8 protein-coding genes are annotated in these 10875 nt (G+C 64.7%); all 8 read right to left on the bottom strand.

Annotated features, from left to right (window positions below):
- Window positions 1-485: 485 nt before the first annotated feature.
- The 8 genes from XARJCFBP2528_RS12350 to prpB all read right to left on the bottom strand — a co-directional run bounded on the left by XARJCFBP2528_RS12350 (window position 486) and on the right by prpB (window position 10816).
- Window positions 486-1463 carry a nucleoside hydrolase gene (locus XARJCFBP2528_RS12350; RefSeq protein WP_026064469.1) on the bottom strand — a complete coding sequence of 326 codons (978 nt, stop codon included), beginning with the start codon at window positions 1461-1463 and terminating at the stop codon, window positions 486-488.
- A gap of 106 nt (window positions 1464-1569) precedes the next feature.
- The gene (locus XARJCFBP2528_RS12345) at window positions 1570-3786 is read right to left on the bottom strand and encodes a TonB-dependent receptor (RefSeq protein ID WP_016903138.1); all 2217 of its coding nucleotides are present in this window, start codon (window positions 3784-3786) and stop codon (window positions 1570-1572) included.
- Between the two features lie 188 nt (window positions 3787-3974).
- Window positions 3975-5174 (bottom strand): 2-methylaconitate cis-trans isomerase PrpF, encoded by a 1200-nt coding sequence (prpF, locus tag XARJCFBP2528_RS12340; RefSeq protein WP_026064468.1) that lies wholly within the window; start codon window positions 5172-5174, stop codon window positions 3975-3977.
- Between the two features lie 92 nt (window positions 5175-5266).
- On the bottom strand, window positions 5267-5560 hold the full coding sequence (locus XARJCFBP2528_RS12335) for a type II toxin-antitoxin system RelE/ParE family toxin (protein ID WP_202397434.1): 294 nt from the start codon (window positions 5558-5560) through the stop codon (window positions 5267-5269).
- 20 nt (window positions 5561-5580) lie between these two features.
- Window positions 5581-5823, bottom strand: a complete 243-nt coding sequence (locus tag XARJCFBP2528_RS12330) for a type II toxin-antitoxin system ParD family antitoxin (RefSeq protein WP_016903135.1) — start codon at window positions 5821-5823, stop codon at window positions 5581-5583.
- A gap of 91 nt (window positions 5824-5914) precedes the next feature.
- Complete coding sequence (acnD, locus tag XARJCFBP2528_RS12325; protein WP_047124743.1) at window positions 5915-8506, bottom strand: Fe/S-dependent 2-methylisocitrate dehydratase AcnD; 2592 nt, start codon at window positions 8504-8506, stop codon at window positions 5915-5917.
- Between the two features lie 183 nt (window positions 8507-8689).
- Window positions 8690-9844 (bottom strand): bifunctional 2-methylcitrate synthase/citrate synthase, encoded by a 1155-nt coding sequence (gene prpC, locus XARJCFBP2528_RS12320; RefSeq protein ID WP_016903133.1) that lies wholly within the window; start codon window positions 9842-9844, stop codon window positions 8690-8692.
- A gap of 75 nt (window positions 9845-9919) precedes the next feature.
- Complete coding sequence (gene prpB / locus XARJCFBP2528_RS12315) at window positions 9920-10816, bottom strand: methylisocitrate lyase (RefSeq protein ID WP_039530799.1); 897 nt, start codon at window positions 10814-10816, stop codon at window positions 9920-9922.
- Window positions 10817-10875 lie beyond the last annotated feature (59 nt).

The raw sequence follows: 10875 nt of genomic DNA, 5'->3' as shown, positions 1-10875 counted from the left end.
TCCATGGCAGGTCGCTGAGTTGCGGCTTGGCTGCAGGGCCCTTACCCGCCCACCATCGCGGGACACGCCGCAAGTACGTCCATGTAGGCTCTTACGCGGCATCCATGCCGCGTAAGGTCCCGCGACGGTGGGCGGGCAAGGACCAGTCGAGATGGTCGGTGTGCAGGGGCGCACACAGGGCATGGCGTGCATTGTTCGGAGGATGGTGCGTCCAACAACCGTTCCATCGCAAGCAGAGCAACAAGCAGGCGTTCAACCAAGCAACCGACGCATTTTCTGGTGCGGTGTCCTCGCCGATTGCGGGACCGTGTGGCGGCATGGATGCCGCCACCGAGCCTACAAGGACGTACTTGCGGCGTGTCCCGCGAGCGGTGAGGGCATCGCGCACACGACCAACCAGGCTTTTGACTGCATCCCAAAGTGCGGCCGATGAACCACTTCACTCGCCACCAAGCCGGCACTCACCACATTGTTGACAGCCGCTCCTAGCGCAACTGCAGCACCGTGCGCATGTACAGGTCGATCAACGCCGGCTTGTCCGCACGCAGGCAGGCCTGCACGTTCGGCGTGCCTGTGCTTTCGCGGGTGTAGCCCTGCGCATCGACGTCCAGATGCAGCGGCGTGGTCGGGCACAGGTCGGGGCGCAGCAGCCAGGCCACCGGCACTGCGTCGAACAGGGTCGGCGTGGCGCTGGCCCAGGGCTGGTCGGTATTGCGCCACTGGTAATACAGCTGGGTAAGCGCATCGGTGAGCCCATCGCCATGTGCAAACAAGGCGATGCGCTCGGGTTCTTCCAGCGTGATCTGGGTGGCGTCCAAGGGCAGCAACACGATCGGCACGCCGGCCGCGAACACCCGCTGCGCCGCCGGCACATCGGCCAGGATGTTGTACTCCGGCGCCGGCGCGCTGGCCGGACGATAGGCCGACTTGCCGTAGCCAACGCGTACCGAACCACCCATCGCCACGATGCGCTTGAGCTTGGCAAAGCCGGCCGGGTCGCGCTGCTGCGCCACTGCGGCGTCGGTCATCGGCCCCAATACCAGCAAGGTCACCTTGCCAGGGTGCAGGCGCGCCTGCTGCAGGATCATCGCCGCCGCATCCGGCAGCTTGCCGGGCAACTGTCCCCTGGCGGCCCAGCGCGCCTGGCTGAAGGGGATCGCGCTGGTGGTGCGTGCGCCCACCGCCAACGGAATCTCGCTGCGCCCGGCCTGCTGCAACAGGCGCTGCAGCAACTGCGCACGCACGCTGGTGTCGCCCCAGGCCGATGCGATGCCCAGCACATGCAGCTGCGGGCTACGCAGCAACAACCCGAGCGCAAACGCATCGTCGATGTCGTCGCCGATGTCGGTGGAGACCACCAGCAACTCGGGGGACGTCGACGTCGATGTGGGCGTTGGCTGCGCTGCAGTGGCGGCAGGCGTCTGCGCCCATGCCACTGCCGACGCACACCACAGCCCCAGCATCCACCACATGTTTCGCCATCTCCGCTGCATGCATCCACTCCTGCGACCATAAAAAAACCGCCGGCATATTGGCCGGCGGTTCGATAGTGCTACACCACGACGCCGATCAGAAGTTGGCGCGGAACTGCGCACCGACGATGCGCGGGTCGTTGATGAAGCCGGTGAGGTTGTTGAAGTCAATCGCACCGGTCACGCGGATCTGGTTGGTGCAGTTGCGGCAGAACACCGACAACTCGTACGCGCCCGCGCCCCAGTTGTAGCCGATCTTGGCGCCGCCCTCGACCAGCGGCTGGCCGGTGAACTCCTTGGAGTCGTACAGGAAGAAGTTCACTTCGCTGCGGTAGGACCAGTCGGTGTAGAAGAACAGCTCGCCGTCGTTGCCCATCGGGATGCCGTAACGCAGGGTGGCATTGGCCATCCACTTGGCAGCCTGCGGCAGGTCGTTGCCGTCGATGATGGCATTGCCGGCCGCATTGAGCGGGTCGGTCACGGTGCAGGTGCGGCACACGCCCACCGACAGGGTCGGGTCGTCGATGCGGGTCCAGTTGTAGGCGCCGCCGGCGGTGACGCGCAGGTTCTGGGTGAGCAGCGCTTCGAAGTCGAACTCGGCGCCGCGCGCCTTGGTCTTGTCGGCGTTGAGCAGGCGCACGTCGTTGGAGACGCCGCCCACTGCGGTGAGCTGCTGGTTCTTGACGCGGAAATCGTAGATGTCAAAGCTCAGACGCGCGCGGTTGTCGAACAGGTCGGACTTGATGCCGATCTCGAACGAATCCACCGTTTCCGGCTCGGCCACGGTCAGCGGTGCGGTGCCCGAGGGCACGCCGAAGCTGGCGCCGCGGAAGCCGCGTGCGGCACGGGCGTACACGTTGACGTCGTCGTTGATGGCGAAGGTGGCCGCCAGATCGCCGGTGACCTTGGAATTGTCGGTCTCGCCGCTGGACGGCTCGACCAGCGTGACGCGGTCCAGCGCCAGCACGTCGAAGGTCTTCTTGTCGTAGGTGTAGCGGATGCCGGCGCGCAGGTTCAGGCGATCGGTGGCCGCGTAGTTCAACGAGCCGAATGCCGCCCACGAGGTATTGCGCTGGCGGGTCAGCTGGTAGCTGGCCAGATCGCCGCCGCTGAAGGTGTTGTAGGTGTAGTTTTCGCCTTCCACATCGTCGTGGAAGTAGTACAGGCCGGCCTGCCAGTTGAGCGGGCCTTCGTATTGCGATTCGGCACGCAGCTCCTGGCTGTACTGGTCCAGGCTCTTGATGCCGCCGGCGGTTTCCACCGGGAACGGAATCACGCCCGGGCCGGACGGCGGTGCGAACACCGCGCCGAAGCCGCCATCGATATCGCCGCGGCTGTAGTACTTGCCGATGCCTTCGTAGGCGGTGATCGAGTGCAGCGCGATGTCGCCCAGGTCCCAGGTCAGATTGGCGCTGCCGCCGTAGGTCTGCAGTTCCTGGTTGTTGGCGCCGTCGATGAAGGACTTCTCTTCGTCGAAGCCGTCCACCAGCTGGTTGGTGCCGGGCTGGATGATGTTGGCGCGGAACAGCCGCGCGGTGCCGTCCAAGTGACGCGCATGGGCGTTGAACAAGGCGCTGAAATCGTCGCTGGCCTGGTACAGCAGCTGCAGGCGCACGGCCGAGTCGGTATAGCCTTCCAGATCGCGGCCATCGCGGTTTTCCACCCAGTCGTCGCGGCGCTGGCCCAGCGTGGACAGACGCGCCGCCCAATAGTCGCCCATCGCGATGCTCAGGCCGCTTTCCAGGGTCATGGTGCCGTAGGTGCCGTAGGACAGGCTGGCGTAGCCGTCATTGGCGCCGATGGCCGGCTTGACCGAGTTGAACTTGACCACGCCGGCCGGCGTGTTGCGGCCGAACAGCGTGCCCTGCGGGCCGCGCAGCACTTCCAGGCCTTCCAGATCGAAGATCGGGAAGCCCTTCAGGAATGCATTTTCCTGCACCACGTCGTCATAGATCAGCGACACCGGCTGCGAGGCATAGGTGTTGAAGTCGGTGTTGCCGTAGCCGCGGATGTACACGCGCGGGAACACACGGCCGTTGGACGATTCGATGTTGAGGCTGGGCGCCTTGCCCGCGAGCACGCGGATATCCGAGCCGCTGGTGGAGATGGCATCCAGGAACTCCGGACGCAGCACCGATGCCGAGACCGGCACGTCCTTGGAATCTTCCGAGCGGCGCTCGACCGTGACCTTGACCGCGTCCAGGCGCACGACACCGTCGTCGCCGGGCGCCTGCTGGGCAGCGGCATGGAGCGGGAGAAGGGAAGCAACGGCAACGGCGAGCGCGCTGATCTTGAGCGACCGGCTGGCGGACATGGGAAGACTCCGAATTCGGTTGGCGGAGCGGCCTGATCTGCATGCCGCGTTGCAACAGAATTAACACGATTTACACAAATTTGGCAGAGCGCGTGCGAAAAAGTTTTCCGAATTCGAAAAGGCGTTCGAATTAATGCAACACGCGCATGCAATTTGTGCGTTGGGGCCTGCCCGGTCTCAGCGGGCGATCAGCCGCCACCGGCGGCATCGACCGGCACCCGCACCCAGCCTTCCATCAGCACCCGCGCACTGCGGCTCATCAGTGCCTTGGTCACCTGCCACTGGCCGTCCACCAGCTGCGCCTCGGCGCCGACGCGCAGGGTTCCGGAGGGATGCCCGAAGTGCACCGCAGAACGCGCCGCGCCGCCCGCCGCCAGATTGACCAGGGTGCCGGGCACCGCGGCCGCGGTGCCGATTGCCACCGCGGCGGTGCCCATCATGGCGTGATGCAACTTGCCCATCGACATCGCGCGCACCAGCAGATCGAGCTCGGCAGCGTGCACCGGTTTGCCGCTGGAGGCGGTGTAATCGGCCGGCGGCGCCACGAACGCCACCTTCGGCGTGTGTTGCCGCGTGGCGGCATCTTCCACCTTCGCAATCAACCCCATCCGCACCGCGCCGTGCGCACGCAGGGTCTCGAACATCGTCAATGCACGCGGGTCGCCATTGATCGCTTCCTGCAGCTCGGTGCCGGTATAGCCCAGATCGCGCGCGTTGACGAAGATGGTCGGGATGCCGGCATTGATCAGCGTCGCGGCGATCGTGCCCAGGCCGGGAATCTCCAGCTGATCGATCAGCTGGCCGGTGGGGAACATCGCACCGCCCTCGCCTTCGGCATCGTCGGCTGGATCAAGAAATTCCAGCTGCACTTCGGCGGCAGGAAAGGTCACCCCATCCAGTTCGAAGTCGCCGGTTTCCTGCACCTGGCCATCGGTCATCGGTACATGCGCCACGATGGTCTTGCCGATATTGGCCTGCCAGATCCGCACCGTCGCCACGCCATCGCGCGGCACCCGCGCGGCATCGACCAGGCCATTGGCGATCGCAAACGGCCCCACCGCCGCCGACAGGTTGCCGCAGTTGCCGCTCCAGTCCACGAACGCGCTGTCGATGGACACCTGCCCGAACAGATAGTCCACATCATGCCCGGCGCGCGTACTGGCCGACACGATCACGCTTTTGCTGGTGCTGGAAGTCGCCCCGCCCATGCCATCGATCTGCTTGCCGTAGGGATCGGGGCTGCCGATCACCCGCAGCAACAACGCATCGCGCGCAGGCCCGGGCTGCTGCGCGGCAGCGGGCAGATCCTGCAGGCGAAAGAACACGCCCTTGCTGGTGCCGCCACGCATGTAGGTGGCCGGGATGCGGAGTTGGGGGAGATGGGTCATGGGCTCGGTCTATCTCGGTGATCGTGATCGCAGCGAAGACGCACTGACTGCGGCGCTGCCGGAGAGTTAAGGCAAAACTCGCGTCGAACCGCTCAGGCGTCGCCGCTCATCCACGCAGGAATGTCGCGCTGCATCTGCAGCACACGCCAGATGACGATGTCCGTGTCGCGTTCGATGTAGAAAATCAAATAGGGAAATCCCTTGAGTGGCCACACCCGCAGGTCCTGCAGCTTCAACAGCACCGCATGTCGGCTGGAACCGACACCCGGGTGCTGCATCAGCATCTTGACCGCCGACTCCAGCGCGTCGGCAAACGCCAGTTCCAGCGCGAGCCCGGCTTGTTCGCCATACCACGCAGCGGCTTCGTCGACGTCGCGCAGCGCCAACGGGCGCCAGCGCGCCGGCTTCACTTGCTGGCAGCGCGTGCCTGCGCGCGCTCACGCATCTTGTCGAAGAAATCAGGCTCCGTTGCCACGGCCGGCCCGGAGTTGACCCCATCCAGCAGCAACCCACGCAGCTGTTCCACATCGCGTTGCTTGCGGATCAGTTCGCGCAGGTACTCGCTGCTGGAACCGTAGGCATGCTCCTGGACTTGCTGATCGACGAACTGCTTGAGCTCGTCGGGCAAAGAGATGTTCATCGTGGCCATGCGACCTCCTGATGGCAAAGATTGCCAAAGTGTGCGCGTCTGGTTGGGTGGGTGCAAGCAGGCGACCTGGTGTCCTTGAGCATCGGAGGTGTCAGGCCACTGAGGCTTCCAGAAAATCCTGCGCAAAGCGCTGCAGCACACCGCCCGCCGCGTAGATCGACACTTCTTCGGCGGTATCCAAGCGACAGGTCACCGGCACCTGCAACTGCTCGCCATTACGGCGATGGATCGACAGTGTCAGCGTGGCGCCTGGCGTGCGCTCGCCGACCACATCGAAGGTTTCACCACCGTCGATGCCCAGCGTCTTGCGATCGGTGCCCGGCTTGAACTCCAGCGGCAACACACCCATGCCGATCAGGTTGGTGCGGTGAATCCGCTCGAAGCCTTCGGCCACGATCACCTCCACCCCGGCCAGACGCACGCCCTTGGCGGCCCAGTCACGCGAGGAGCCCTGGCCGTAATCGGCACCGGCAATGATGATCAGCGGCTGCTTGCGCGTCATGTAGGTTTCGATCGCCTCCCACATGCGCAGCACCTGCCCTTCCGGTTCCAGGCGCGCCAGCGAGCCTGCCTTGACCTGCCCATCGACCACCGCCATTTCGTTGACCAGCTTGGGATTGGCGAAAGTAGCGCGCTGCGCGGTGAGGTGGTCGCCGCGATGGGTGGCGTAGGAATTGAAGTCTTCCTCCGGCACGCCCATCTGCGCCAGATATTCGCCGGCCGCGCTGCCGGCCAGGATCGCGTTCGACGGCGACAGATGGTCGGTGGTGATGTTGTCGCCCAGCACCGCCAACGGGCGCAGGCCCTGCAAACTGCGTGCACCGGCGAGCGCGCCTTCCCAATACGGCGGGCGCCGGATGTAGGTACTGGTCGGCCGCCAGTCGTACAACGGACTGACGCGGATGCCCTGCCCCACGCTGCGCTTGAACATCGGGTCATAGACGCTGCGGAAGTGTTCCGGCTTGACGCTGCGCGCCACCACCGCATCGATCTCCGCATCGCTTGGCCACAGATCCTTGAGCGTCACCGCCACGCCATCGGCGTCGATGCCCAGCACATCCTTTTCGATATCGAAGCGCACCGTCCCGGCGATGGCATAGGCAATCACCAACGGCGGCGATGCCAGGAACGCCTGCTTCGCATACGGATGGATGCGCCCGTCGAAATTGCGGTTGCCCGACAACACCGCGGTGGCATACAGATCGCGGTCGATGATTTCCTGCTGGATCGCCGGATCCAGTGCGCCACTCATGCCGTTGCAGGTGGTGCAGGCAAACGCGACGATGCCGAAGCCGAGTTGTTCCAGCTCGCCCAACAGGCCGGCTTCTTCCAGATACAATTGCACCGCCTTGGAGCCCGGCGCCAGCGAACTTTTCACCCAGGGTTTGCGCGTCAGTCCACGCGCGTTCGCGTTACGCGCCAGCAAGCCGGCGGCAATGACATTGCGCGGGTTGGAGGTATTGGTGCACGAGGTGATCGCGGCGATGATCACCGCGCCATCGGGCATCTGCCCCGGCACGTCGTCCCACGCAGCGGCGATGCCACGGTTTGACAGCTCGCTGGTGGCCACGCGCTTGTGCGGATTGGACGGCCCGGCCATGTTGCGTACCACGCTCGACAGGTCGAACTGCAGCACACGCTCGTACTGCGCAGTCACCAGGTCGTCCGCCCACAGGCCGGTGTGGCGCGCGTAGATGTCCACCAGTGCGATCTGTGCGTCCTCGCGCCCGGTCAGACGCAGGTAATCCAGCGTCTGCTGGTCGATATAGAACATCGCCGCGGTGGCACCGAATTCCGGCGTCATGTTGGAGATGGTCGCGCGGTCGCCGATGGTCAGTGCGCTGGCGCCGGCCCCGTAGAACTCCAGATAGGCACCGACCACACGTTGCTGGCGCAGGAACTCGGTCAAGGCCAGCACGATGTCGGTGGCGGTGATGCCGGGCGCCGGCCGGCCCAGCAGTTCCACACCGATGATGTCGGGCAGGCGCATCCACGACGCGCGCCCCAGCATCACGTTTTCCGCTTCCAGCCCCCCCACCCCGACTGCGATCACACCCAGCGCATCCACATGCGGGGTGTGACTGTCGGTGCCTACGCAGGTATCCGGGAACGCCACGCCATCGAGCGTGTAGATCACCGGCGACATCTTCTCCAGATTGATCTGATGCATGATCCCGTTGCCCGGCGGAATCACCTCCATGTTTTCGAATGCGCGCTTGGTCCATTCGATGAAGTGGAAGCGGTCGGCGTTGCGGCGATCTTCCACGCTGCGATTCTTGGCGAAGGCCTGCTTGTCGAAACCGGCGTATTCCACCGCAAGCGAGTGATCGACGATCAACTGCACCGGCACCACAGGGTTGACCTGCGCCGGGTCGCCACCCTGCTCGGCGATCGCGTCGCGTAGCCCGGCCAGATCGACCAGCGCGGTCTGCCCCAGGATGTCGTGACAGACCACACGCGCCGGAAACCATGGAAAATCCAGGTCGCGCTTGCGCTCGATCAACTGGCGCAGGTAGGCCTCCAGCATCTGCGGTTCGGCGCGCCGCACCAGATTCTCCGCATGCACACGTGCGGTGTACGGCAGCGTTGCATAGGCGCCGGGCTGCAGCGCATCCACGGCGGCGCGTGCATCGAAATACTCCAACGAGGTGCCCGGCAAGGGCTTGCGGTACTGGCTGTTCATGGCTGGCGATATCGAAGCGGGCGGGGGTATTTCGGGAATCGGGAATCGGGAATCGGGAATCGGGAATCGGATCAGGGTTTCAGGCACCGATGATTTTTGCCATCTCTCATTGCGCTTTCGTGAGCTCGATCGCCTTCATTGAACGAAGGCGATCAGCGGATTAATCCAACCGCTGGCGCGTCCTCAGGAACGCTGATCCAGCGGTACGAAGACCTGATCTTCCGGGCCGGTGTAATTGGCCGAGGGACGAATGATCTTGCCGTCCATGCGCTGCTCGATGATGTGCGCGCTCCACCCGGCAGTGCGCGCCAGCACGAACAGCGGCGTAAACATCGCCGTCGGCACGCCCATCATGTGGTAGCTCACCGCACTGAACCAATCCAGGTTCGGGAACATCTTCTTGATGTCCCACATCACCGTCTCCAGGCGCTCGGCGATGTCGTACATCTTGCGGCTGCCCTGCTCGTCAGAGAGTTCGCGCGCCACGTCCTTGATCACCTTGTTGCGCGGATCGGACACGGTGTAGACCGGGTGCCCGAAGCCGATCACCACTTCCTTGCGTTCAACACGCGCCTTGATGTCGGCCTCGGCCTCGTCCGGGGTGTCGTAGCGCTTCTGCACCTCGAAGGCCACCTCGTTGGCGCCGCCATGCTTGGGACCGCGCAATGCGCCGATGCCGCCGGCGATGGCGCTGTACATGTCGCTGCCGGTGCCGGCGATCACCCGGCTTGCAAACGTGGAGGCATTGAACTCGTGTTCGGCGTACAGGATCAGGCTGGTGTGCATCGCACGCACCCACGAGTCCTTCGGCGCAAACCCGTGCAGCAGATGCAGGAAGTGCCCGCCGATCGAGTCGTCGTCGGTTTCCACCTCGATGCGCTTGCCGTTGTGGCTGTAGTGGTACCAGTACAGCAGCATTGATCCCAGCGAGGCCATCAGCTTGTCGGCGATATCGCGCGCGCCGGGATGATTGTGATCGTCCTTCTCCGGCTGCAGGCAACCCAGCACCGACACGCCAGTGCGCATCACATCCATCGGATGCGCCGACGGCGGCAGCTGCTCCAGTGCGGTTTTCACTGCCGCCGGCACGCCGCGCAGCGAACGCAGCTTGGCCTTGTAGCCGCGCAGTTCGCCGTTGTTGGGCAGCTTGCCGTGCACCAGCAGATAGGCAATTTCCTCAAACTCGCTGGTGGTGGCCAGATCCAGGATGTCGTAGCCGCGGTAATGCAGATCGTTGCCGCTGCGGCCCACCGTGCACAGCGCGGTGTTGCCTGCAGCAGTGCCGGACAGTGCGACGGATTTCTTCGGCTTGAAGCCGGGATTGACGGTGTCGTTCATGCGATGCGCTCCCAAACGGTGTCGTGTTGAGGTGTCACGGATGAAATTGCGGAACCTGCACGCGGCAAGGCGCGATCATGCGCCTTTGCGTGCAAACAACGCGTCCAGGCGCTGCTCGTAGCCGTGGTAGCCGATGCGCTCGTACAGCTCCTCGCGCGTCTGCATGGTGTCCAGCACGGCCTGCTGATGGCCATCGCGCCGGATCGCGGTGTAGACCGCCTCGGCCGCCTTGTTGGCTGCGCGGAATGCCGACAGCGGAAACAGCTGGATCGCCACACCGGCCTGCGCAAGCTGGTCGCGCGTGAACAGCGGTGTCTTGCCAAATTCGGTGATGTTGGCCAGCACCGGCACGCCCACTGCATCGACAAAACGCGTGTAGGTGTCCAGGTCGTACGCGGCTTCGGCAAAGATGCCGTCGGCACCGGCTTCCACGCAGGCGATCGCACGTTCGATCGCCGCATCCACGCCTTCCATCTGGATCGCATCGGTGCGCGCAATCAGGAAGAACGCCGCATCGGTCTTGGCATCGGCTGCCGCCTTGACCCGGTCGACCATCTCGGCCTGGCTGACGATCTCCTTGCCCGGCCGATGTCCGCAACGCTTGGCGCCGACCTGGTCCTCGATATGGCAGCCGGCTGCACCCGCCTTGATCAGCGACTTGATGGTGCGCTCGATATTGAACGCGCTCGGCCCAAAGCCGGTGTCTACGTCCACCAGCAGCGGCAGCTCGCAGACATCGGTGATGCGGCGCACGTCGATCAGCACGTCTTCCAGCGTATTGATGCCCAGGTCCGGCAACCCCAGCGAACCGGCCGCCACACCGCCGCCAGACAGGTAGATGGCCTGGTAGCCGGCACGCTGCGCCAGCAGCGCATGGTTGGCATTGATCGCGCCGATCACCTGCAGCGGCGATTCGGCAGCCAACGCCGCGCGGAAGCGCGTGCCGGCGGAAGCGGTGGATGAGGACGTCATGGCGATTCCAGAGTTGGGATGCGGGATAGAGCGCAAATGGCATGCCAACGCCAAGCCAT

The sequence above is a fragment of the Xanthomonas arboricola pv. juglandis genome, from assembly GCF_001013475.1.
Classification (GTDB): domain Bacteria; phylum Pseudomonadota; class Gammaproteobacteria; order Xanthomonadales; family Xanthomonadaceae; genus Xanthomonas; species Xanthomonas arboricola.
Note: the sequence above shows the minus strand (reverse complement) of the source record. Positions and strands in the feature narration are given on the sequence as shown.

What these genes read in the sequence shown, in the direction of transcription:
- XARJCFBP2528_RS12350 (WP_026064469.1), bottom strand. Translation starts at nt 1,463, where the DNA reads ATGCTGGGGCTGTGGTGTGCGTCGGCAGTGGCATGGGCGCAGACGCCT.
- XARJCFBP2528_RS12345 (WP_016903138.1), bottom strand. Translation starts at nt 3,786, where the DNA reads ATGTCCGCCAGCCGGTCGCTCAAGATCAGCGCGCTCGCCGTTGCCGTT.
- prpF (WP_026064468.1), bottom strand. Translation starts at nt 5,174, where the DNA reads ATGACCCATCTCCCCCAACTCCGCATCCCGGCCACCTACATGCGTGGC.
- XARJCFBP2528_RS12330 (WP_016903135.1), bottom strand. Translation starts at nt 5,823, where the DNA reads ATGGCCACGATGAACATCTCTTTGCCCGACGAGCTCAAGCAGTTCGTC.
- acnD (WP_047124743.1), bottom strand. Translation starts at nt 8,506, where the DNA reads ATGAACAGCCAGTACCGCAAGCCCTTGCCGGGCACCTCGTTGGAGTAT.
- prpC (WP_016903133.1), bottom strand. Translation starts at nt 9,844, where the DNA reads ATGAACGACACCGTCAATCCCGGCTTCAAGCCGAAGAAATCCGTCGCA.
- prpB (WP_039530799.1), bottom strand. Translation starts at nt 10,816, where the DNA reads ATGACGTCCTCATCCACCGCTTCCGCCGGCACGCGCTTCCGCGCGGCG.